The sequence below is a fragment of the Williamsia maris genome, assembly GCF_024171815.1.
GTDB classification, from domain to species: domain Bacteria; phylum Actinomycetota; class Actinomycetes; order Mycobacteriales; family Mycobacteriaceae; genus Williamsia_A; species Williamsia_A maris.
The window spans coordinates 571,984-595,896 of sequence record NZ_JAMTCJ010000001.1 but is presented as its reverse complement, the minus strand read 5'-3'; the positions used below and the strand labels follow the sequence as shown (position 1 = coordinate 595,896).

At 67.9% G+C, this 23,913-nt stretch carries 19 protein-coding genes; 12 read left to right on the top strand and 7 right to left on the bottom strand.

Features of this window, described 5'->3' with window-relative positions:
• Positions 1–166: 166 nt before the first annotated feature.
• Together LX13_RS02740 and LX13_RS02735 are read left to right on the top strand one after the other, a co-directional pair.
• Complete coding sequence (locus tag LX13_RS02740) at positions 167–1,465, top strand: glycosyltransferase 87 family protein (RefSeq protein WP_253659763.1); 1,299 nt, start codon at positions 167–169, stop codon at positions 1,463–1,465.
• Positions 1,465–1,944: a VOC family protein gene (locus LX13_RS02735; RefSeq protein WP_253659762.1), complete on the top strand. Its 480-nt coding sequence runs from the start codon at positions 1,465–1,467 to the stop codon at positions 1,942–1,944. The genes LX13_RS02740 and LX13_RS02735 overlap by 1 nt, the downstream gene beginning before the upstream one ends.
• A 61-nt stretch (positions 1,945–2,005) precedes the next feature.
• Here the strand turns inward: LX13_RS02735 and LX13_RS02730 are convergent, their stop codons facing one another.
• Positions 2,006–2,284 carry a GlsB/YeaQ/YmgE family stress response membrane protein gene (locus LX13_RS02730; RefSeq protein ID WP_253659761.1) on the bottom strand — a complete coding sequence of 93 codons (279 nt, stop codon included), beginning with the start codon at positions 2,282–2,284 and terminating at the stop codon, positions 2,006–2,008.
• 259 nt (positions 2,285–2,543) lie between these two features.
• Between LX13_RS02730 and LX13_RS02725 the strand changes: the two genes are divergently transcribed.
• Complete coding sequence (locus tag LX13_RS02725; RefSeq protein WP_253659760.1) at positions 2,544–3,482, top strand: dienelactone hydrolase family protein; 939 nt, start codon at positions 2,544–2,546, stop codon at positions 3,480–3,482.
• A gap of 131 nt (positions 3,483–3,613) precedes the next feature.
• Here LX13_RS02725 and LX13_RS02720 read toward each other — a convergent pair whose 3' ends face one another.
• Positions 3,614–4,024: a DoxX family protein gene (locus LX13_RS02720; protein ID WP_253659759.1), complete on the bottom strand. Its 411-nt coding sequence runs from the start codon at positions 4,022–4,024 to the stop codon at positions 3,614–3,616.
• 69 nt (positions 4,025–4,093) lie between these two features.
• Between LX13_RS02720 and LX13_RS02715 the strand changes: the two genes are divergently transcribed.
• Positions 4,094–5,377, top strand: a complete 1,284-nt coding sequence (locus tag LX13_RS02715) for a lipase family alpha/beta hydrolase (RefSeq protein WP_253659758.1) — start codon at positions 4,094–4,096, stop codon at positions 5,375–5,377.
• Between the two features lie 9 nt (positions 5,378–5,386).
• On the opposite strand, the gene LX13_RS02710 is transcribed toward LX13_RS02715, so the two are convergent.
• Complete coding sequence (locus tag LX13_RS02710; RefSeq protein WP_253659757.1) at positions 5,387–5,596, bottom strand: DUF2510 domain-containing protein; 210 nt, start codon at positions 5,594–5,596, stop codon at positions 5,387–5,389.
• 188 nt (positions 5,597–5,784) lie between these two features.
• On the opposite strand from LX13_RS02710, the gene LX13_RS02705 reads away from it, so the two are divergent.
• Positions 5,785–7,260, top strand: a complete 1,476-nt coding sequence (locus tag LX13_RS02705; protein ID WP_253659756.1) for a glycoside hydrolase family 183 protein — start codon at positions 5,785–5,787, stop codon at positions 7,258–7,260.
• A gap of 9 nt (positions 7,261–7,269) precedes the next feature.
• On the opposite strand, the gene LX13_RS02700 is transcribed toward LX13_RS02705, so the two are convergent.
• The 3 genes from LX13_RS02700 to LX13_RS02690 form a co-directional block, all read right to left on the bottom strand.
• A complete protein-coding gene (locus tag LX13_RS02700) occupies positions 7,270–8,772 on the bottom strand; it encodes an amino acid permease (protein WP_253659755.1) in 1,503 nt (500 codons plus the stop codon).
• A gap of 10 nt (positions 8,773–8,782) precedes the next feature.
• Positions 8,783–10,714 (bottom strand): MFS transporter, encoded by a 1,932-nt coding sequence (locus LX13_RS02695; RefSeq protein ID WP_253659754.1) that lies wholly within the window; start codon positions 10,712–10,714, stop codon positions 8,783–8,785.
• Between the two features lie 131 nt (positions 10,715–10,845).
• Positions 10,846–11,487 (bottom strand): NUDIX hydrolase, encoded by a 642-nt coding sequence (locus tag LX13_RS02690; protein WP_253659753.1) that lies wholly within the window; start codon positions 11,485–11,487, stop codon positions 10,846–10,848.
• A gap of 85 nt (positions 11,488–11,572) precedes the next feature.
• Here LX13_RS02690 and LX13_RS02685 point away from each other — a divergent pair, with 85 nt between their 5' ends.
• Genes LX13_RS02685 through LX13_RS02675 form a run of 3 tightly spaced genes read left to right on the top strand, consistent with a single transcriptional unit; the run spans position 11,573 to position 14,359 of the window.
• Positions 11,573–12,481, top strand: a complete 909-nt coding sequence (locus tag LX13_RS02685; RefSeq protein ID WP_253659752.1) for an ADP-ribosylglycohydrolase family protein — start codon at positions 11,573–11,575, stop codon at positions 12,479–12,481.
• A gap of 16 nt (positions 12,482–12,497) precedes the next feature.
• The gene (locus LX13_RS02680; RefSeq protein WP_253659751.1) at positions 12,498–13,007 is read left to right on the top strand and encodes an O-acetyl-ADP-ribose deacetylase; all 510 of its coding nucleotides are present in this window, start codon (positions 12,498–12,500) and stop codon (positions 13,005–13,007) included.
• Positions 13,008–13,048: 41 nt separating this feature from the next.
• Positions 13,049–14,359 (top strand): NAD(P)/FAD-dependent oxidoreductase, encoded by a 1,311-nt coding sequence (locus LX13_RS02675; protein WP_253659750.1) that lies wholly within the window; start codon positions 13,049–13,051, stop codon positions 14,357–14,359.
• A gap of 246 nt (positions 14,360–14,605) precedes the next feature.
• Here the strand turns inward: LX13_RS02675 and LX13_RS02670 are convergent, their stop codons facing one another.
• On the bottom strand, positions 14,606–16,930 hold the full coding sequence (locus tag LX13_RS02670; RefSeq protein WP_253660543.1) for an APC family permease: 2,325 nt from the start codon (positions 16,928–16,930) through the stop codon (positions 14,606–14,608).
• Between the two features lie 457 nt (positions 16,931–17,387).
• Here LX13_RS02670 and lysX point away from each other — a divergent pair, with 457 nt between their 5' ends.
• The 4 genes from lysX (at position 17,388) to LX13_RS02650 (ending at position 23,835) form a co-directional block, all read left to right on the top strand.
• Entirely contained in the window at positions 17,388–20,717 is a 3,330-nt protein-coding gene (gene lysX / locus LX13_RS02665) for a bifunctional lysylphosphatidylglycerol synthetase/lysine--tRNA ligase LysX (RefSeq protein ID WP_253659749.1), read from the top strand.
• Positions 20,718–21,053: 336 nt separating this feature from the next.
• Entirely contained in the window at positions 21,054–21,740 is a 687-nt protein-coding gene (locus LX13_RS02660; protein ID WP_253659748.1) for an alpha/beta hydrolase, read from the top strand.
• A complete protein-coding gene (locus tag LX13_RS02655) occupies positions 21,737–23,044 on the top strand; it encodes an SAM-dependent methyltransferase (protein ID WP_253659747.1) in 1,308 nt (435 codons plus the stop codon). The genes LX13_RS02660 and LX13_RS02655 overlap by 4 nt, the downstream gene beginning before the upstream one ends.
• Positions 23,041–23,835, top strand: coding sequence for a DUF1295 domain-containing protein (locus LX13_RS02650; protein ID WP_253659746.1), 795 nt, complete (start codon positions 23,041–23,043; stop codon positions 23,833–23,835). Before LX13_RS02655 ends, LX13_RS02650 begins: the two co-directional genes overlap by 4 nt.
• Positions 23,836–23,913 lie beyond the last annotated feature (78 nt).

Sequence of the window (23,913 nt, the reverse complement as noted above, 5' to 3'; positions counted from 1 at the left end):
AAGCCGAGCTAACATCTTGACTCTACGGCGACGATGCCCCGAGGTCGAGTGTACTGCCGCCAGAAGAGGTCATCGTGACCAACGCCACGGCCGTTGGACTGAAATGTCTGATATCGCAGAGGCTTTCAGGAAGTTCACAGGTTCGTACCCGAGGAGAATCGGTGTCATGACGATCAATCGCAGTTCGTTGATGCGCGGGGCCGCGCTGGTGGCGATAGTGCTCGTCGCGGTCGGGGTACGGGCGGTGTTCGCCGATCGGGAGTCGCTCGACTACCTCGCGTTCCTCCGTCCCTGGTACGACCACATCGACAGCCACGACGGCATCTTCGCGCTCAAGGACCGGTTCGCCGACTACAACTACCCGTACCTCTATCTCCTGGCGGCGCTGACGTATCTGCACATCCCACCGCTGATCGGCATCAAGGCCGTCTCGGTGGTCTTCGACATCGTCCTCGCCGCATTCGTTCATCGCATCGTCGCCCAGCGGCACCCTGGGTTCGGCGCCCCCACGCTCGCATTCGCGATCGTCCTGTTCCTGCCCACGGTGGTGCTGAACTCCGGATGGTGGGGGCAGGCCGACAGCATCTACTCCGCGTTCGTCGTCGGCGGCGTGTACTTCCTGCTCCGACGTCGGCCGTGGTGGGCGTGTGCGTTCATCGGGATCGCCTTCGCCTTCAAGCTGCAGACCGTGTTCATCCTGCCGCTCGTCGCGTGGCTCGTCCTGCGGCGGTGGATCCCCTGGCGCTCGCTGCTCGCGATCCCCGCGGCGATGGTGATCCTCGACATCCCCGCGTTGCTGGTGGGTGCACCCATCGGTGCGGTGGTGTCGGTGTACACGAACCAGGTCGGGTCGTACAAGAGTACGACTCTCGGGGCGGCGAACATCTACCAATTGTTGCCGTTCACCGGTGATCTCGACTGGCTGGCCTACGCCGGAATCGGGCTCACGGCGGTCATCGGTGTGGCCTTTCTGGGGTGGACCCTGCGCGCGCGTCCCGACGTCACGCCGCGCTCGATCATGGCGATCGCGACCGCGTCGGTGCTGCTCGTCCCCTACCTGCTGCCCGCCATGCACGACCGGTACTTCTATCCGGCCGAGGTCCTGACCGTGGCCGCGGCGTTCTTCCTACCGCTGGCCTACGTGGCGGTGCCGATAGTGGTCCAGCTGGCCGGTGTCGGGGTCTACCGCGAGACCCTCGACGGACCGATGGTCCGCGAGATCACCGACTTCCTGACCCATCACCGCGGGATACGGCTCGGTGATCGTCCGGGCGGGCACGGGGGACGGCCCGGCGGTGGTGGTTTCGGTCCACGCGGGTTCGGGAAGTCCGAGCACTACGAGTCCGGGCGCGGCAACGGTCTCCTGCAGACATACGCGTGGATGATGACCGCCGCCGTGCTCGCTCAGCTCGGCGTCACCGCCTGGGTGCTGCGTCACCGCGAACCGGTGCCTTCGGTGAAGTGATGACCGTTCCGACACCGTCGTTCACCGTCACCGCAGTCGACCACACCGGCCTCACCGTCAGCGACATCGACCGCTCGATCCGATTCTGGACCGAGGTGATGGGTTTCGAATTGCGACGCCGCGGTCATCTCGCAGGCGAGTTCGCCACGCAGGTGACCGGTGTCGACGACGCCGACATCGCCACCGCGATCATCGCCGCGCCCGGCCACACCATCGAACTGCTGCAGTACAGCTCGCCCGGTATGACGCCGGATGAACTGCGCAGCCCCGCGGCGCCGGGAACAAAGCATCTGGCGTTCACGGTCGACGACATCGTCGCGGTGCGCGAGCGTCTCGCCGACCACGGATGGTTCACCCGCGGATCCGTGCAGACCATGACCGAAGGGCCGCGCGCCGGTACGAAGTTCCTCTACCTGCACGACAGCGACGGACTGACCCTGGAATTCATCGAACCCGCGAAAGAGCCTGCGCCACAATGACCGAAGCCGACCACCGTGCGCAGCGCGCGGGTGATCGGCTTCGTGACGAGGTCCGCTCAGGTCAGCGCGCTACCTTGTGGCGACGCCCGGTGACGGCGACGTAGCCGGCGATCAGGATCGCGGCGACGACGATGCCGACGACGAACGGGATGATCTCCCAGCCGCCGTTGGCGTTGTTGTAACCGACCTTGTAGGTGATGAACGATCCGATGAGCGATCCGAGGATGCCCAGGATGATGGTCACGATGATGCCGATGTTCTGCTTACCCGGCAGCACGAGTCGTGCGAGGGCGCCGATGATGAGGCCGACGACGATGGCACTGATGATTGTTCCGATCACGAGGATCTCCTTCGTTCGCCGCGCCGAGCGTCGGTCGCGGCAAATTCTCGGGTCTCGCTTTTGAATCCCCGGTGAGTTGGTGCACCTCTGACTGTGTCCTACAAACGTGTCGCACACAACAAACGCCACGAAAGCGAAATGTTCTGCGGCGGTTTGCGATCCGCATTGTCGGCCGCAACTGGTTGATAAACCGACGTCAGAGGGCGGCGTGCTCGGGCATAGTGGGGGCACGGCCCACCACTTCGATCCGCGAGGACCCATGACCCCGTTCAAGCAGTACATCGCCGAAGAGATCGCCATCGACCACGCCGACGGACTGTTCGGACGTCGCGAGGCGCTCCGCAGACTCGGTCTGTTGGGGCTCACCGCGGCCTCCGCGTCGGCCCTGCTGGCCGCCTGCGGCAGCGACTCCGACACCGCCGCCGGCCAGAGTTCCGCAGCGACGTCGCCGGGATCAGGGGCGCCCGCGTCGGCGGCGGCATCGGGATCGGCGACCGCCCCGGGCATGTCCACCGCGCTGCCCACCGAGGCCATCACGTTCGCAGGCCCCAACGGGACCCTGCAGGGTGCGTGGGCCGCCGCGCCGTCGCCCAAGGGTGCGGTTCTCGTCCTGCACGAGAACAAGGGCCTGACCGATCACATCCGCACCATCGCCGGACGCCTCGCGGGCGCCGGCTACTCGTCACTGGCGGTCGATCTGCTCTCCGAGAAGGGCGGCACCGCCACGTTCTCCGACCCGGCACAGGCCACCGCGGCACTCGCCGACATCCCTGCCGAGCAGTTCGTCGCCGACATGAAGGCCGGCGTCGTCGAACTGCAGAAACGCGCGCCCGGCGCGAAGGTCGGTGCCATCGGCTTCTGCTTCGGCGGTGGACTGGTGTGGTCGCTGCTGGCGTCAGGCGAACCGCAGCTCTCGGCGGCCGTCCCCTTCTACGGACCCCTGCCGGACAACGCGAACTTCGACGGATCGAAGAACGCCGCCGTGCTCGCGGTCTACGCCGGCCTCGACAAACGCGTCAACGCATCCATGCCCGAGGCCGAGACCGCGTTGAAGGCGGCCGGTATGCGCTATCGCGTGCAGACGGTGCCCGGTGTCGACCACGCCTTCTTCAACGACACCGGCGCCCGGTACAACGAAGGTGCAGCCACCACCGTGTACGGACAGGTGCTCGAATGGTTCAGTACTTATCTGGGGTGATGAAAAGCCGCTGACGGTGCGGAAAGCGCGCATCGAGTGTGCGTTGTTTCGCTGCGAACTCGCGTGACGCTGTCAGCACACTCGATGGCGCTTTCCACACAGTCAGCAGTGGGGTTGCGCTTTCCATACAGTCAGCGTGTGGTGGTTTTGCTCCGAAGGGCTGAGAAGGCTCCGGTGCACCAGAGAGCCCACGCGATCAGTACGGGCTGGAAGAACAGCCGGATGAGTCGGCCGGTGTCGGTGTCGAGACCGAACGCGTCGGTGTGGGTGACGTACTGCGAGATGTTGCCCGGGAACACGGCCACGAAGAACGCGGCGACGATCCACCCCATCGCCACCTGATGCCGGTAGAGCAGGAGCAGGCTGACGCCGAGGACGATCTCGACGACCCCGGATGCGATGACGACGAAGTCGACGTTCAGCGGGACCCAGTCGGGGACCTGCGCGTGAAAGGTGTCGCGGGCGAAGGTCAGGTGGGCCGTTCCGGCGAAGATGAGGAACCCGCCCAGGACCCCACGGGCGGCGTTGCGGATCCAGGACATGGGTCACATCCTGCCCGAGGGCGGCTGATCTGCGTGACTCGATGAGTGAACAACTGTACTCTCAAACGCATGAGCAACGTGGTTGAACAGCGCCGGACCGAGGTCCGCGAGCTGACCCGTCTCGCGTTGGCCGAGCTCGGCGACGCGACGATCGGGATCGCCAAGGTCCACTCCGCCATCTCCGACCACGTCTTCACCGGTCTGCGCCTCGGGCTCGGCGACTTCGTGACCCCGGCGAAGACGGTGCACGACGCGATCGCGGGCGGCACGTACTCGGTGATCACCGCGGTCTGCGACACCGCGTCGGAGATCGCCGGCGAGACGGCCAACGGGTGGGGACGCCCTCCGTCGGAGACGACCAAGGGCGCGATGGTCATCGCTGCCGTCAACGGCCTGATCGGCGATCACCTCGACAATCAGCAGAGCCCGCTGGCCCAGCCCATGGCCATCCGCGTCGACGGCGTGCCCGTCGCGCCCACCGTGGGTGCACTCGCGGCGGCATTCCCCGCGGCCACCGGTCGGGTCGTGGTCTTCCTGCACGGACTGATGGAGACCGAGGCGGCGTGGACCCTGACCGGAGCGCCCACCTACGGCGCCCGGCTCGGCGACGACCTCGCCGCGACCGAGATCCAGGTCCGTTACAACACCGGCAAGCATGTCTCGGAGAACGGACGCGAGCTCGAGAAGCTGATGGCCGAACTGGTCGTCTCCTGGCCGGTCCCCGTCCACGAGATCGCGTTCGTCGGACACTCCATGGGCGGCCTGGTCGTGCGCAGCGCCTGCTTCCAGGCGGCCACCGCCGAGCGCCTGTGGGTCAAGCGCGTCCGACACGTGGTGTGCCTCGGGACGCCGCATCTCGGCGCGCCGCTGGAGCGGTCGGTCCACTACCTCAGCGCGGCGCTGGACAAACTGCCCGAATCGCGGCCGTTCGCGCGGCTGCTACGCCGACGCAGCTCGGGTGTACGCGATCTCTTCCACGGATCACTGGTCGATGAGGACTGGACCGGTCGCGACATCGACGCCTTGAAAGTGGCTGCGGTGCAAGAGGTCCCACTGCTGGAGAACGCGACACACTGCTTCGTCTCCGCGACGGTCACCCGCAACGCACGGCATCCGGTGGGGCGGATCATCGGTGACGGCCTGGTGCTGGCCCCGAGCGCATCGGGCCGGAACAAGACCCGGCACATCGGGTTCCGTGACGAGGACGGCTTCGCCATCGCCTCGGCCAACCACTTCACCCTGCTCAATCACGCCGAGGTCTACGAGTGGTTGCTGGCGCGGCTCTCGACCCCGCCCGGCGCGACGGAACCCGACGCCGTCCGGCCGCCGACCTCGGACCTCGGACGCTGCTGAGACCTCCGCTCAGCGCTCGCGTTCGTCCTCGTTCGGGCGAGTGTCCTCGGTCCATCCCGACCCGTCGTGGCGCCGTTCGATGGACGGATCGTGCAGGTCGGGGTACCAGCCGGCCGGAATCGGCGGCGGCTTCTCGCGGTAGTAGCGGACGAGCGCGAAGATCACCCCGATCGCGATGATCACGGCGATGACGAGCACGACGACGATCCAGGTTGGCATCGCACCAGTATGTCGTCCGGCGCCGACCCGACTGGGGAGATCACGCCGCGTGCCGTGCTGCCGCCGGATTTCGGGACGGTCTCGGGATCGTCTCGGCTTCTGTTCCATTTTTCGCCCCGCCGCCATGTGACCGATCACATGCTAGGTTCAGCCACGCTGTGACGGACTAGGTGAAACGGGGATCGAGCATGCTTCGACGGCTGGTGGCGATCACCATCGCGGGGTGCGCGCTGTTGCCCGCTCTCGGTGGTGCGCCCGCGGTGGCAGCACCCGCACGGTCGGTTGCCCTGCCGAGTTCGGGGTGCGCCAACGACCTCCCGCAGCCTGCCAAGCCCTCGGCACCGTCGGCCCCGGACATCCGTATCCCCATCCCGTATCTGAAGCTGCAGCCCGTCCCGCGGTACGGGCCGTTGCAGAACAACAAGCGGATCCCGTCCGCGCAGCCCCTCAAGGACTTCTGCAAGGATCCGTGCCCGGACATCACCGATCCGCCGCCGCCACCCAACGCGGTCGGGACGGGTTCGGCGAACATCCCGATCCCCAAGCTGTCGTTCGTCCCGCGCCCGTTCCTCACCATCCCGGTGCCGGTGCCCGGCGGCACGCCGCCGCCGTTCCAGGCCCGACCTCCGCGTGCGACACCGGGTTCGACGCCCGGGACCGTCACCCCCAAGATGGGCAACCCGCGCGTCGGTGCCTCGAACTACGTGGCGCAGGTGACCGGCAAGGGATCGACGGGCCGTACCGACAAGCGCTTCCAGCTCAACGGCACCGACCTGGGCATCATGTGGCAGTCCAAGCCCGGTCAGGTCGCGATCGCGTTCGGCGACAGTTTCGGCAAGGGCTTCCGCCCGCCCGGCGCCAACGGTGGTGACTGGCGGTCCAACGTTCTCGGGTTCAGCGACGACACGAAGCTCTCCGACGGACTGAAGATCCGCACGATGGTGCAGGACAGTCGCTGCCACGCGGCCGAGCTGTTGGCGAGTCGCAAGATCAACAACGCCGAGCAGACCGTCATCCCGACGTCCGGCTTCGCTTTGGGCAACCGTCAGTACATGAGCTACATGTCCATCAACTCGTTCACGCTGCCGGGTCAGTGGATCACCAACTACGGCGGGCTCGCCTACTCCGATGACGGCGGGTCGACCTGGGTCAAGGACCAGTACGCGCGCTGGGACAACATCTTCGGTGGCAACGCCAACTTTCAGGTCTCAGCGATGGTTCCGCAGGGTGACTGGGTCTACATGTTCGGAACCCCCAACGGCCGACTCGGTTCCACCGCGTTGGCTCGGGTCCCGAAGACCCAGATCCTCAACAAGACCGCGTACCAGTACTGGGTGCGGGGCAGCTGGATACCGACCCGCAACGGCGATCAGGCCACCCCGATCTTCGGCGGCCCCAACGGCGAGCTGTCGGTGCGCTACGACGAGAAGTCCAAGCTCTGGCAGGCCACCTACCTCGACGTACTCCGCAGCGCGATCGTGTTGCGGCAGTCACGATCCCCGCAGGGACTGTGGTCGGAGCCGTCGAATCTGGTCTCCAGCTTCAAGTACCCGCAGCTCTACGGCGGGTTCATGCACCCGTGGTCGACCGACAAGGACCTGTACATCACCACCACGACATACACCAGCTACAACGTCGACCTGATGCACATCCGCACGAACTGAGAACGCCTCTCACTCAGTGGACTTGGTGGCCTCCGCCGACGTCGGCAAATCGACGATCTTCGCGGCCAACCGGGCGTGCCGACGTCCGTAGCCGAGGTAGATGACCATGCCCAGGACCAGCCACACCAGGAACCGCAGCCAGGTGCCCACGACGAGGTTGAGCATCAGGTAGATGCAGGCCAGCGCCGAGAGGATCGGGACGATCGGCGACAGCGGCACCCGGAACGGCCGCTTGAGGTCGGGCTTGGTGCGCCGCAGGATCGGCACCGCGATCGAGACGATCAGGAACGCGAACAGCGTTCCGATGCTGACCATCTCGGACAGATCGGTCAGCGGGACCAGGCCGGCGAGGATCGCGACGAAGATCGTGGTGCCCACCGTGAACCGGAACGGCGTGCCGAACCGCGGTGACGACTTGGCCACCGACTGCGGCAGCAGTCCGTCGCGACCGAGGGCGAAACCGATACGGCTCATGGCGATGATGTCGACCAGGATCACCGAGGTGAGGCCGGCGACCGCGGCTATCGCGACGAACGTGCCCGCCCAACTGGCGTTGTTGGCGTCGAAGGCCTTCGCGATCGGGGCGCTGGAGTCGAGGTCAGTGTACTTCTGCATGCCGGTGACGACGAACGCGACCATAACGTAGAGCGTGGTGCAGAGACCGAGCACGATCAGCAGCGCCCGGGGGATGTCGCGGGCAGGGTTGCGGGTCTCCTCGCTGAGGTTGGCCACCGCCTCGAACCCGGTGTAAGCGAAGAACACCACCGCGGCGGCGGTGAACAGTCCCGAGACGCCGAACGTGGCGGGTTCGAAGCCGCCGAGCCACTGCAGCAGCGGCTGGTCGATGGTGTTGACCTTGGTCGTGGTGGCCTCCGCCGACGGGATGAACGGCAGCAGGTTCGCCTTCTTCATGAAGAAGGCGCCCACGATGATGATGAAGACCGAGATCGCGACCTTGACGAGCACGAGGGTGTTGGTGACGCGCGCCGACTCCTTCACCCCGACCGCGGCGATGACACCGAGCACCAGGACGATCGCGACGGCCCCTATGTTCACCGTCGACTCCTCGGTGAACAGCGACGGCGGCAACCCGAAGAGGTCGGCGAGGTATCCCGACCAGCTGCGGGCGACCACTGCGGCACCGAGGGCGAACTCCAGGACGAGGTCCCACCCGATGATCCACGCGAAGACCTCACCCAGCGTCGCGTAGGCGTAGGTGTACGCGCTGCCCGCGGTGGGGACGGCGGAGGCCAACTCGGCGTAACAGAGCGCGGCGAGCATGCTGACGAGCCCGGCGATGAGGAACGATACGACCACCGCGGGCCCGGCGTTCTCCTTCGCCTGGATGCCGGTCAGGGTGAAAATGCCGGTGCCGATGACGATTCCGACGCCGAATCCCACGAGGTCGCGGGTGCGCAGGGTCTTGCGGAGTCCGCTGCCCTCCCCGTCGCCGTCGCCACCTGCGGCGTCGGACTTGATCGCCTCGACTGTTTTGGTACGCAACACGCTCATCGGATCGACGCTAGACCCGGGTGAGCTCGCGTTGCACTGCGGCCTCGTGCTCAGCGGCGTCGCGGCGTGCCGCGGCCGGGCTCCATCTACCGGTCAGCAGCCAGATGAACGGCAGGAAGACGAGTTGCCCGAGGAAGCACAACCACCACCAGCGCTGCCACTGTCCGGGGACGTCCTGCTGTGCTTTCTGCACCTCGGCGGCGTTGGCCTGGATGTAGCTCAGATCCCCGGCCGGGATCAGTGCGGCTGCCTTGAGTTGATCACCGGCGGTCTGCACCTTCGTGCCGGTGCTCTGCAGGAACGCGAGGTCGGCCTTGGGGACCGTGGCGAGTGCCTGCAGTCGCGTGATGGCCTGCGTGGGAGAGATGGCGAGCTTCTGTGCGATCTGTGCCACCGCTCGAGCACCGGCCGATGCGTTGGTCGGGTTCCCCGACAGCGTGGCCAGGGTGACCGGGTCGACGGCCTGCGCAGTCGCCAGTTGCTGGGCGTACTGCGTACTCAGCGTCACCGTCTTGACCACGTCGGTTGTGGGGACGCCGGCGATCTGGCCGACCGCCGACGCCTGCGTCAGCTGGTCGTTCGGGTTGGCCCCGAGTGCCTTCTGGGTCGCGGGATCGAGTTTCTGCAGCGTCGCGAGCGGTGCTGCGTACTTGTCGGCCAGCGCCTGCAGCGGTGTGCCCTTGTCGACCAGGGTGCCCGCCGCGGGGATCGCGAAGATCAGTCCGACGAGGGCGCAGGTCACCACGACCCGCAGTACCGAACCCCACACGGCGAGACCGGTCGCAGTCGCGGCCGGGTTGTGCTTCTCGACGGTCTCGGTGAACGCGGCCATCCACGCCGCGAAGGCCATGCCGCCGCCGATCGCGATCAGCAGGATGATCCCGGCGAAGTGGTAGTAGGAGGTGGTGGATTCGGTTGTCGCCAGGGCGAACAACGCCACCCCCACACCGCTGATGACCGCGCCGGCGACCATGAACGGCTTGCGGACCTTGAGCCGGTCCGACGCGAGGCCGGTGACCACCAGCGTGATGGCGTTGCCGATCCAGTACCAGTTGGCCAACGCGTTGGCCCGCGATTCCGAGTAGCCGAACGTTGTCGCGAAGAACACGACGAAGAACCCGACGGCGATGTAGTAGAAGAGCAGGAACACGGCGATCGCGAACGCCGGCCCGACGATGTCGACGCGGACCATCTGCCGCCAGTGGCCCTTGACCGCCGCGTCGACGTCGATGTCGCGGGCGCGTGCCTCGATCAGTTCTCGCTCGCGCAGGCTGACCATCAGCTGGTCGCGGAGTTGCGGGGCGAGCTCACGCAGCCCGATGAACGCGATCACGAACACGACCAGGCTGACGATGCCGCAGACCCGGAACTGGAACTGCCAATCGGGGTGGGAGTCAAGGGTGTTGCTGGCGATCGAGGTCACCACGAGGCTGCCGAGCACCGGACCCAGCGTCCAGAAACCCATCGCCGACGCGCGTCCGAGCTGCGGGGAGAAGTCACGGATCAGTGCCGGGGTGGCCACCAGGATGACGCCCTCGACGACGCTGACGAGGGTGAAGAAGATCAGGTACTCGAGCTTGCTGCTCGCGTTGGGCAACCCGAACAACACCAGCAGGCTGGTGACGAGCAACCCGTAGACCACCAGGTTCGCGCGACCCCACCGGTCGGCCAGTCCCGCCAGGATCGAGGCGAGCGCGCCGACGGCGTTGCCGACGACCGAGATCGTGATGAAGTACGCCAGGCTCATGTCGAGGTCGGAGACGAGCTGCGTCGCCACCGAACCCTGCACGTACAGCTGGTAATAGAGGATCACCGTCGCCAACACGACGATGCCGAGGTACATCGTTCGCAGACCGTTGTCGGGGTAGCGGCCGAGCTGCCTGCCGATCACACCACCGTGCACGGGTGGGTCCTGGGTGGGTGTTCTCGTCGCTGTGGCCATGCTCGCTCCCCGGTGTGCGCAGAGGTCTCCCGGGCAGGAGTGCTTCGCTGCGGTTCCGTTCCGAAACCTACAGCCCCGCTTGCAGTTTTAGTGAGCTATGTCTCACATTGGCCGTTTTGTGATGTGGACCGCTATCTGGTATCGGACATGCGTCGGAACAGCTCGGCCGGCCTGCCCGCGTCGGCGGTGACGAGCTCTCCGGTGCCCTCGACATGGCTGAGCATCCGTCGGCGGAACGTGTCCTTGGGCAGCGGTCGACCGGCGATGGCCTCGTGGACGCGGCGCAGCTCGAGCAGCGTGAACCGGTCACCGAGCAGGTCGTCGGGGTCGGCGTCGTCGGCGTAACGCGCACGCAGGTCGAGCACGGCCGCGACGACCATGTCGTCGTGGTCGAAGGCCAGGGGGTGCACGGGCCGCCCGTCGACCACCTCGACCAATTCGGCGTCCGTGGGCAGGGTGTGCGCTGCCGACGCCGATCCATGGGCCATCGACAGCACCCATCCGCGGTCGTCGCGAGCGGGGTCGTCGTAGAGGCCGAGTTGGTGGAAGGCGAGGTCGCCGACGCCTGCCTTGTCGCGCAGCGCCCGGGTCGCGGCGTCGGCGAGCCGCTCGCCGGGATGCAGGAAGGTGCCGGGCAGCGCCCGGCCGACAGGTCCGTCGACGACGAGCACCCGCAGCCCGCCGTCGAGCACCGTCAGCACGGCCACGTCGACCGCGACCGAGGGCCGCGGATGATCGGTCAGGGCTCGTCCCTGCGCGTCGGTCCACACCACGGTTGCACTTTAGCGCAGACGTGCGCTAACCTTTAGCGCGGAAGTGAGCTAATGGTCGGATTCGGCCGGACGAGGGGAGATCATCATGATCCTGGATGCCGCACAGCGTGACCGCGCTGCCGGAGCGCTGCTCGGATCGGCCGCGGGCGACGCCCTCGGAGCCGGTTACGAGTTCACCTATCCCGCTGACGATGTCGTGATCGACATGATCGGCGGCGGACCGTTCGACTGGGCGCCGGGGGAGTGGACCGACGACACCTCGATGGCCATGGGCGTCGCCGCCGGGTTGTCGCCGGGACGGGTGGATCTCGACGCCGTCGCCGCGGCCTTCGCCGATTGGTACGACACCCGCCCACCCGACATCGGCAACCAGACGCGCAGCGTGCTGTCGGGGCGGGATCGCACGGCGGTACCGATGGCGGCGCGCGCCGCGTCGATCGCCGGCCGGACCGGCGGCAACGGATCGCTGATGCGGACGGCGCCCGTCGCCCTGGCGTTCCTCGACGACGACACCGCCTGCGCGGCTGCGGCCGCCGCGATCAGCGACCTCACCCACGCCGACGACCGTGCCCGCGAGGCATGTCAGATGTGGTCGGTGGCGATCGCGCACGGCGTCCGCACCGGCTCCCGCGACGGCCTCCGGCACTGGATCACCGATGCGCCCGCGGAGACGCGGACGTACTGGGAACCCCTGCTGGACATGGCGCAGTACAGCTCGCCCGCGGACTTCCCGAACAACGGCTGGGTCGTGCATGCCCTGCAGACCGCCTGGTGGGCGATCTGCGCGGGCGACGGCGACCTGCCGAGGTCGCTGGAACTGTGTGTCCGCGCCGGCAACGACACCGACACCACCGCGGCCATCGCCGGTGGACTGCTGGGCGCGTGCGCCGGTGCTTCGGCCGTCCCCGACCGGTGGCGGGACGTGCTGCACGGGTACCCCGGGCGTACCGCATCCGACCTCGTGGCCCTCGCCGGCCGCATCACCGGTAACTGACCGAAGAGGAGCCACCATGACCATCATCGATGTGACGCAGGACGACATCACCGCCGTGCGCAGCGACGTCATCGTCAACGCCGCCAACCGCACGCTGCTCGGTGGGGGCGGCGTCGACGGCGCCATCCACCGTGCCGGCGGACCGGACATCCTTCGCGAATGCGAACTGATCCGCGCCGTCACCCTGCCGGACGGGCTCGACGTGGGTGCTGCGGTCGCCACCACCGCCGGACGGTTGCCCGCGCGGTGGGTCATCCACACCGTCGGACCACGCTGGTCCCGGCACGAGGACCGGTCGCAGATCCTGCGCCTGGCCTATTCGCGCTGTCTGCTGCTGGCGCGGTCGATGGGTGCGGAATCGATCGCGTTCCCACTCGTCTCCGGTGGTGCCTACGGATGGCCGGTCGACGACGCTGTCGCCCAACAGGTTCGCGCCATCAAGGAGGCCGAGGTCTCGGTCGACCTCGTGACGCTGGTGGCCTACTCGGCCGACATCGCGCGTCTCACGAGAGCCGCCGTCGGCTGAGGCGTTGATGGGGGTGGGGTCGGGTGAGGCACTATTGATCCATGCCTGACCAACGCCCCCACGTTCTGATCATCGGCGGCGGGTTCGCCGGATTGTTCGCCGCGCGCAAGCTGCGGAAGGCCGCGGTGTCGGTGACGCTCATCGACCGCGGCACCAGCCACGTCTTCCAGCCGCTGCTCTACCAGTGCGCGACCGGGCTGCTCTCCGAGGGCGACATCTCCAGCCCGCTCCGACATCTCCTGCGCAAGCAGCGCAACATCTCGGTCCTGCTCGGCGAGGCCACCGACATCGACGCCGAGGCGAAGACGGTCCGCGCCCGCCGGTTCGACGGATCCTCGTTCGATCTGAGCTACGACTACCTGATCATGGCCGGTGGGGCGCGGCAGTCCTATCACGGCAACGAGGCCTTCGAGGAGTTCGCGCCGGGGATGAAGTCCGTCGACGACGCGCTCGCGATCCGCCGCAAGATCATCTCCTCCTTCGAGATCGCCGAGACCCTGCCGACCGCGGATCTGCGTCGACCGTGGTTGACGTTCGTGGTCAGCGGTGGCGGACCCACCGGGGTGGAGCTGGCCGGTCAGATCCGCGAGATGGCCGTCCGTGCGCTGGCGCGTGAGTTCGACACGATCGACCCCACCGAGGCCACCGTCGTCCTGGTCCACGGCGGTGAGCGGGTCTTGGAGTCGTTCCATCCGGGGCTGTCGGCGAAAGCCCAACGGACGCTGGACAAGCTCGGTGTCGAGACCCGGCTGGGTCTGCACGTCACCGATGTCGGGACCGACTATGCGGTCACCACCGACAAGAAGACGAAGGCGACGGTGCAGATCGACACGCACACCGTGCTGTGGACCGCGGGCGTCGAGGCGGTGCCGTTCGCCAGAGCGGTGAACACCGCCGCCGGGGTCGAACCCGCCCGTGGCGGAACCATTCCCGTCGGGCCTGACCTGCGCGTCGCCGGCCACCCCGAGATCTTCGCCGTCGGGGATGTGATGAGTCTGGACAAGCTGCCCGGCGTCGCCGAGGTGGCGATGCAGTCGGGTCATCACGCGGCCACGCTGATCAAACGGGATGTCGCCAAGAAGGGTGATGCGGCCGCACCGTTCAAGTACCGCGATCTCGGTACCGCCGCCTACATCTCGCGGCACCACGCGCTGCTGCAGTCCGGTCCGATCCGGCTGTCGGGGTATCTCGGCTGGATCGGCTGGGGCTTCATCCACATCGCGTTCCTCGCCGGTGGACGCAACCGGGTGTGGACCGTTGCGAGTTGGGCGGCCACCCTCGGCACGGGTGGTCGCGGCGAGCGGGCCATCACCTTCGGCGATCCGGCCACCGCGCGGCGTCCCTACCCCTGATCCGCCGAGCGTGCCGAAACCGCGCACCGAACGTGCCGAACCAACCCGTCGAACGTGCCGAAATCGCGCTTCCAATGTGCCGTCACGCTGGGCCGGTTCGCACCAGGCGCGGCGCTCGACAGTTCCTCGTATGGGGCGCGAGCCGATCGGCACGGTCGGCGGGTCGTTGCGGCACGCTCGGCGGGTTGTTTGGGCACGCTGGGCGCGTTGTTTGGGCACGCTCGGCGGAGGGGCCGGTCGGTCGGATCAGTCGGTGCCGGGCGCCGAATCGACGTCGTCGTCGGTGACGATCTCGTAGGTCGGGTTGACCATCACGACCCCCTTGCGCCCCTGGCGTGCCTTGCCGCTGGCACGCAGTAGTTGCCCCGCGACGATGTCGGAACCGGCGTCGTCGGCGAAGCGCAGCCGGAGCAGGCCGCTGTCGTCCTCGACCTCGACGATGTGCACCGGCGTCTCGTCGATCACCTTGTCGAAGGTGTCGCGGACGCGGCCCTCGACGGTGCCACGGTGACCGACCATGAGCCCGCCGATGGCCAACGTCGCGGCCGGGCTCTCCGGCTCGGCGTAGTCGCGCAGCTCGGCGTCGTCGTCCCGGGCGATCCGTGCCTGCAGTTGCTCGACCTTGCGGGTGAGCCGTTCCTCGACGACATCGGGGAAGGCCTTGCGGATCTCGGCCTGGACATCGAACGGGATGATCGTCGCCGCGGCGTGCGGGATCTCGCTCACCGCACGGGAGATCTTGTCGGCGCTGCGATCGTGCAGCAACCGACCGAGCAGGGGCGCGTAGGTGCGCCGCGGCAGCAGCACCGTCACGTGTGACCGCGGGGCCTGCGCCAATGCGTCGACGACGAGGCGTTGCACGCCGCGCGTCAGTCGTCGGTCGGGGCAGTCGATGATCGTCAGCGGGGTACGCAGGTCGTAGTGCTCCCAGCGCGCCCGCAGCTTCTCGGCCTGGGCGGCGTCGACCATGAGGTGCACGGCGGTCAGCTCATCCGCGCGCAGTCCGTGGCCGTAGCGCAACGCCTCGAGGACCGCGAGGTCGACCGAGCTGACGAGGACGAACGCGGTGTGGCGGGCGTAGTTCACCCGTTCGGGTCGGTTGGTGCGGAACTCCTCGAGAATCGCTGCCTCGGCGCGATATTCGCGATTGAGACGGATCAGGCCGAAGACCAGCAGCGGGAACACGACGACCACCAACCACGCGCCCTCGGTGAACTTGGCGATGGCGAAGATCGCGACGACGACGGTCGAGACGACACCGGCGGCGAGGTTGATCGACAACTTGTGACGCCACCCCGATTCCTTGTGTGTCAGGTGGTGTTTCGTCATCCCGTAGCCGGCCATCGCGAAACCGGTGAACACGCCGATGGCGTAGAAGGGGATCAGCGCGTTGACCGAGCCGCCGGTGGTGATGAGCAGCACGATGGCGAAGACGGCCAGGACCAGGATGCCGTTGGAGAACACCAGTCGGTGCCCGCGTTTGGACAGCTGCCGGGGTAGGAAACGATCAGCGGCAACGAAATTGGCCAGGGCCGGGAAGCCGTTGAAGCTGGTGTTGGCCCCGGTGAACAGGATGGCCGCGGTGGCGATCTGCAGCATCACGTAGAGGGTCGAGCCAAGGGCACCGCCACCGAAGACCCGTCGCGCGATCTCCGACAGCACCGACGGATACCCGTCGACGTAAGGGGTCGCGTGTGTCTCGTACGCCAGCCACGCGACGCCGGTCAGCAGGATGCCGAGGATGCAGGCCATCACCGTCAGCACGAGCCGCGCGTTGGTTCCCTCGGGCTTGCGGAACGAGCCGACCGTGTTGGAGATGGCCTCGACCCCGGTCAGAGACGACCCGCCGTTGGCGAACGCGCGGAGCAAGATCAGCAGGGTCGCCCCGGCGATCAGGCCGTTGCCCTGGTGCACCGCGACGGTCCCCGGCAACTCCGACGGCACGTACTTCGCGAGCCCCGTGGTGGCCTCGCGCACGATGCCGACCACGATCATCAGCAGCAGCATCCCGGTGAAGAAGTAGGTGGGCATCGCGAACGGCCTGCCTGCCTCCTTGAGTCCGCGCAGGTTGACCCAGCACATGATGACGACGACACCGATGGTGATCTCGAGGCTGTACGGACCGAGCACCTTGACCGCCGACACCACGGCGACGGTTCCCGCCGACGCCTGCACGGCCACGGTGACCACGTAGTCGATGAGCAGGGCCGCAGCCGCGACCTGCGCCACCCGGGGCCCGAAGTTCTCCCGCGCGACGACGTAGGACCCGCCGGCGCGGGTGTAGGCCATCACCACCTGGCGATACGACGCGGCGACCAGGATCAGGATGCACAGGATCACCCCGGTCAGCGGCAACAGCAGGGAGAAGGCGGCGAGCCCGGCGTAGGGGAGCAGCTCGACGAGGATGAGCTCGCTGCCGTACGCGGTCGACGAGATGGCGTCGGGCGCGAGGACCCCGAGGGCGACCGGGTTCGACAGGCGCTCGTTCTTGAGCTGATCGGTGATCATCGGTCGGCCAAGGACGAGACGCTTGGCCGCGTAGCCGATCGACTCCGGGACGTTGCGCGACAACTCGACGTCGGTGGCCGCGCGGTGCGCCTCCGACCCCGCGGGGTGGTTCGACGACACCTTGGACACCGCAGCCGCCCTCTCCCCGCCGGCCCGCGCCGATGGACGTGGGCGGTCGTCTCCGACCGGATCCGAGCATACGGACGAATGCGGCCGGTCGCGGCGGGCGCGGCCCGAAAGATGCTGGCCAACAGGATAAATCGGACAATGCCCGGACCGGCCCCGGTCGGGTGCCGGGGACCGCACCGCGTGGGGCTCCGCGGTCGGGTCCGACGCGCGCACCACCACGTCAGGCGTGCTCTGTGGCGGGCTCGCGAGGCCCCGGGGGTGTCGCCGACGATGTCGTCACGGCGGCCCGTTCGTACTGCTACGCTCGGCGTTTATGTCCGCTGCCCCGGTGGTTGCAAAACCCAAGCGTGCCAACTCGACTGACGATGCCCGCCCGCCGTCGCGAAGGATCGTGAACGGGCAACGCGGACAGGTCGCGGCCGAGCGGATCGCCCTCTGGTCCGGTCGCCTGCTGACCATCGCCGCGGTGGTGTCGCTGATCGCGATCCCGTTCCGCCATTTCCGGTTCGTCGACGCCCTGACCGACCTCGTCGGCGCGTTCAACGTGCCCGCCGACCCCAGCATCTTCGTGATCCTGCTCGTGCTGGCGTTGGCCGGTGCCGTGCGCCGCCGCTTCAAGGCCGCGCACACCGCGTTGCTGGCGGTGATGGTGCTCGCCGTCATCGACGACGTCTTCGTCCTGCTCAGCACCTTCATCGAGAACATCGACACCGACAACGACTACGACGCCTTCGCCACGTCGCCGGTGACCGCGTCGGTGGTGCTCGCGATCGGCATCGTCGTCCTCGTCGCGTTCGTCTACTCACGTCGGGCGTTCACCGCGGAGCTGGCCCATCGCTCGGTCCGCGCCGCGCTCGGCGTCCTCGTCGGCGGTCTGGCGACGTCGTTCGTCATCACGTTCGTGCTGACCGTCGCCTTCCCCCACACGCTGCAGGGCTGGGACGAGAAGGCGCAGTGGGCGCTGCGGTCGACCTTCGGTGACCGCGCCGGGATGAGCGACGCGCTGCTGCAGGGACACCAGGGCCACCACCCGATCTACGTACTGGCCGGATGGATGTCGGCGCTGGCGCTCATCCTCGCGCTGATGGTGCTCTACCGGGCCAACCGCGACAACGAGTTCGCCGACGCCGAGCAGGAGTTGCGCGTCCGCGAACTGCTGCTGTGCAACGGCGAGGACGACTCGCTCGGCTACTTCGCCACCCGCCGCGACAAGTCGGTGGTCTTCTCGCCGGACGGCAGGGCCGCGGTGACCTTCCGGGCCGTCGGCAGTGTGAGCGTGGCCAGCGCCGACCCCATCGGTGCGCCCGAGTCGTGGCTGCCCGCGGTGCAGGCATGGCTCGCCAACTGCCGCACCCACAGCCTGCACGCGGCGGTGCTCGCGGCGAGCGAGGCCGGCGCGAAGGTCTACCGGGCGGCCGGACTCAAGGTCCTCGCGATCGGCGACGAGGCCATCATCGACGTCGACGACTTCAGCCTGCGCGGAGCGTCGATGAAGCCGGTGCGTCAGGCCGTCAACCGCGTCACCGCGGCCGGCTACACGACGACCATCAAGCGGCACGGCGAACTGAGCCCGGACGAGCTGGCGAACATCGAGCACCTCGCCGACAAGTGGCGTGGGGAGGACACCGAACGGGGGTTCTCCATGGCGCTCAACCGCGTCGGCGATCCGGCCGACGGTCGGTGCCTGATCATCACCGCACACGACCAGTCCGGGGAGATCCGTGCCTTCCTGTCGTTCGTCCCGTGGGGCCTGCGCGGGGTGTCGCTGGACCTGATGCGTCGCGACCGCGCCGCGGAGAACGGCGTCAACGAGTACCTCGTCGCCCGTCTCATCGAGTCCGCGGGCGACATCGGCATCCGGCGGATCTCGCTGAACTTTGCGGTGTTCCGGTCGGTGTTCTCCGACGCCGAACGTGAGGGCGCGGGTCCGGTGACCCGCACGGTGGACTCCGTTCTCGGGTTCGCGTCGAAGTTCTACCAGCTGGAGACGCTGTACAAGTCGAACCAGAAGTACCACCCGGAGTGGTTGCCCCGGATGCTCTGCTACCACCCCTCGCTCACCGTCATGCGGGCCGCGGTCGCGGTCGGTGTCGCGGAGGGATTCCTGCCGCACATGGGCCCGAAGTTCCTGGTCGGTTCCAAGACCCCGGACACCCAGCCGCGGCGCACCGACACCGGCTTCGTCGACGCCGTCAACGCACTCGAGCGCGACCTCCTGGTCACTCGGGTCCCGCCGCCGCGGCTCAACGACCAGCAACGCACACGGCGCACCAAGCTCGACGGCATCCGGGCCGCCGGGCACGAGCCGTACCCGGTCGCGGTGCCGCGCACGGATCGCGTGGCCGACGTCGTCGCCGCCCACGAGGGTCTCGCGGCGGAGGCCCGGACGTCGACGACGGTGTCGATCGCGGGTCGGGTGCGGGCGGTGCGCGACCTCGGTGGCGTGGTCTTCGCCCTCGTCGAGGACGACGGCGCGCGGATCCAGGTCCTCTCCGATGCCGACTCCGCGCGGCCCGGCGAGCACGAACGGTTCCGTCAGATCGTCGATGTCGGTGACCTCATCAGCGTCACCGGCGAGGTGGTCGGGTCGCGCAGCGGTGAGCTGTCGGTGTCGGTTGCGAGCTGGGAGATGGCGGGCAAGTGCCTGAACCCGCTGCCGCAACTGACCGCAGAACTGAGCGACGACGTCCGCGTCCGGGACCGGCCGTTGGATCTCATCACCAGTCGATCGGCGGTCGACCTGCTGCAGAAGCGTTCCCGCGGGGTCCGCGCACTCCGCGACACCCTCCACGCGCATCAGTTCCTCGAGGTCGAGACGCCGATGCTGCAGACCGTGCACGGCGGCGCGTCGGCGCGACCCTTCAAGACCCACATCAACGCCTACGATCAGCAGCTCTATCTCCGGATCGCGCCGGAGCTGTATCTCAAGCGGCTGTGCGTCAGCGGGATGGGCGCGATCTTCGAGCTGAACCGCAACTTCCGCAACGAGGGCGCCGACGCCACCCACAACCCCGAGTTCACCTCGCTGGAGGCGTATCAGGCCTACGGCGACTACAACTCGATGCGGGAACTGACGCGGGAGCTGATCCTGGCGATGGCCGTCGCGGTCAACGGTGAGGCCATCGCGCTGCAGCCGGGGGAGTCCGGCGAGATCGAGACGGTGCAACTCGACGGCACCTGGCCGATCATCACCGTGCACGAGGCGGTGTCGCGGGCGTGCGGGTCGGCGGTCAGCTCGTCGTCCACGGCCGCCGACGTCGCCGAGATCTGCGCGCGCCACGGCATCGACACCACCGCCGAGATGTCCGCGGGCAAGATGGTCATGGAGCTCTACGAGGCCCTCGTCGAGAAGCAGACCCGGTTCCCGACGTTCTACTACGACTTCCCGATCGAGGTGTCACCCCTGGCGCGCAAACACCGATCCGACCCGCGCCTCACCGAGCAGTGGGACCTGGTCGGGTTCGGCGCCGAACTGGGCACCGCGTACTCCGAGCTGACCGATCCGGTCGACCAACGCGACCGGCTCACCCGGCAGTCGATGCAGGCCGCCGGTGGTGACCCAGAGGCGATGTCGTTGGACGAGGACTTCCTGCACGCCCTCGGATACGCCATGCCACCGACCGGCGGACTCGGACTCGGCGTCGACCGGCTGGTCATGATGCTCTCCGGTGTCGCGATCCGGCCCACCCTCACGTTCCCGTTCGTGCGGCCGCAGCAGTAGGTCGGCTGACGCTGACAAGCAAAAGACGCCTGGACGGGGGAGTCGGGGACGGCGCTCGTTCGCACCCCGGGCTGCTGTTCGCATCGTCTCGCGTCGTTCGCACCCTGCGTGCGCGGTGCGAACAGCATCGAAGGGTGCGAATCCGCGGCACCATGCGAATCGACCCGTCCGGAGGAAGTTTGCATGGTCGAGTGCCGTTTGCACGATGCCGGGGGCAGGCAAACGACGCGACAGCAGGCAGACGTGACCCGGTAGCGTCGGACACATGAGCAGTGCGGTGACCACCCCCACGCCCGGCGGAGAGATCCGCGGCGGTCGTGGCGTCGAATGCCTTTCATGAGTTCTGACACCACGGGGCCGCTCACGCCTGTCCTGCACTGGGTGGCTACACCGGCCGACCCGTCGGCGGTGGTCCTGGTGCTGCACGGCGGCAAGGTCCGCAGCACCGCGCCCGCGCAGACCAACCACCTCTCCGCCGCCCGCATGCGTCCGTTCGCGCGGGCCGTCGCCAAGTCGGTGCCGGACACCGCGGTGGTCATGCTGCAGTACCGGATGCGCGGGTGGAACGGAACCGATCAGAGCCCGGTCGCCGACGCGCGCTGGGCGCTCGACGAGATCCGTACCCGCTTCGGCGACACCCCGGTGATCCTGCTCGGGCACTCGATGGGCGGACGGACCGCCGCTGCGGTCGCCGACGACGCGTCGGTGTGCGCGGTCATGGCGTTGGCGCCATGGTGGATGGACCCGAGCGCGACCGACACGTTCCGGCCCGGACAGCAGCTCGTGGTGCTGCACGGGACGATGGACCGCTGGACCAGCCCGCGGATCTCGCGCGCGGCCACCGAGCGGGCCGCCGACCGCGGCGTCGACGCCACCTGGACGTCGATGACCTTCGCCGGGCACTTCATGCTGATGCGGCCCTGGGTGTGGACCCGCAAGGTGGTCACCACGATCACCGCCATGGCACAGCGCTGCCGAGACGATCACCCCGAGCACCGGGCCCGACAGGAGAACCGACGATGAGCATCACCGAGACCACCCCAACACAGGCCACGACCGGTGCGGCCGGCACCGTCGCGAACCTGCTGGCGCCGTACGTCGGTGGCGAGATCCCCGTGCACCTGACCGCCTGGGACGGCAGCACCGCAGGTCCCGCCGACGCGCCGCACGTGACCCTGCGCAGCCCCGACGCGCTGCGCCGATTGCTGTGGAGCCCAGGCGAACTCGGTGCCGCGCAGGCGTACGTCACCGGCGAGATCGACGTCGAGGGCGATCTCAACGAGGCGTTGACCCACATCTGGACGGTCATTGCCGAGCGCAACCTGTCACGCATCAAGATCACCCCGGCACGCGTCGCGCAGCTCGTCCGCGCTGTCGCCAAGCTCGGAGTGCTCGGCCGTCCGTTGCCGGCACCCGCGTCACAGGCCGTGGTCAAGGGAAAGCTGCACACGCTGGCCCGCGATCGCGCCGCCATCAGCCACCACTACGACCTGTCGAACGACTTCTACTCGATGGTTCTCGACCCGAACATGGCGTACTCGAGTGCCTACTTCACCTCCGACGCACCGGATTACACGCTCGAGCAGGCGCAGCGCGACAAGCTCGACATGGTGTGCCGCAAGATCGGACTCGACGCCCGGCCGGGCATGCGGTTCCTCGACGTCGGCTGCGGTTGGGGTTCGCTGAGCCTGTTCGCGGCGAGCGAGTACGGCGCGCAGGTCACCGGCGTCACGATCTCGAAAGAGCAGAAGGCGTTCATCGACGCGCGGATCGCCGAGCGCGGGTTGGGTGACCGCGTCGAGATCCGCATCCAGGACTACCGCGAGATCCCCGACGGCCCGTTCGACGCCGTTGCGTCGATCGAGATGGGCGAGCACGTCGGACAAGAGAACTACCCGACCTACACGAAAGCCCTGCACGACAACGTCATCGAGGGTGGCCGCGTCCTGATCCAGCAGATGTCACGCAAGCACGGCGACAACCCCGGCGGCGGACCGTTCATCGAGCAGTTCATCGCCCCGGACATGTTCATGCGTCCGGTCGGCGAGACCGTCGCGATGATCGAGGAGTCCGGACTCGAGGTCCGTGACGTCCATGCGATGCGCGAGCACTACGTCCGCACCGTCGACGTCTGGTACGACACCTTCGAGAAGCGATGGGACGACGTCGTCGCCATGGTCGGCGAGGAGACCGCGCGGGTGTGGCGGCTCTACCTCGTCGGCGGTGGCATGGCCTTCCGTGATGGCCGGATGGGGGTCGACCAGATCCTCTCCGTCCGCAACGATGCGCGCGGCCGTTCGTCGATGCCGCCGGTGCGGAACTTGTGATGACCTTCGACTGGAGCCAGTTCGGCATCGTCACCGGGGCCAGCCTCGCCGGTGTCGTCATCCTCCTCGCCATCACCGCCGCCATCGGTTTCTCGATCGGTAGGCACAACGTCGTCGACGTGACGTGGGGTCTCGGGTTCGTCGTGATCGCGGCGATCACCGCGGTACTCGGCAACGGCGACCTCTGGCGCCGACTGCTGGTCCTCGTGCTGATCGGTGCGTGGGGACTGCGCCTGGCGTCCTCGATGTTCCGACGCTCCCGCGGCAAGGGTGAGGACCCGCGCTACGAGAAGCTCCTCGACGATGCCGGCGGTAACCGCGCACTGACCGCGATCACCAAGATCTATGCGACGCAGGGGCCCGCGCTGTGGTTCGTGTCGCTGCCGCTGCAGGTGTCGTCGGTCGCGCACGGCACGCTCTGGTACCTCGCGGTGATCGGCGTCGTCGTCTGGATCGTCGGCGTCACGTTCGAGACCGTGGGCGACCTGCAGATGGATCGGTTCAAGGCCGACTCGTCGAACAAGGGCACCGTGATGGACAAGGGGCTGTGGCGATACACCCGCCACCCCAACTACTTCGGCGACGCCTGCGTCTGGTGGGGCACGTTCCTCGTGTGCATGACGTTCTGGCCCACCGTCGTGACGTTCCTGTCGCCGATCGCGATGACCTACTTCCTGGTGTTCGCGACCGGTGCCCGGCTGCTCGAACGGCACATGGAGCAGCGACCGGGATACAAGGAATACCAACAGCGCACCAGTTACTTCATCCCCCTGCCGCCCAAGAAGAGCTGACCCGCGTCGACTGCAGAGGCCCGATGGACGCGGGTGGATGGGCGGGATGCCCGTATCGGCAGCAGCATTCAGGCGCCG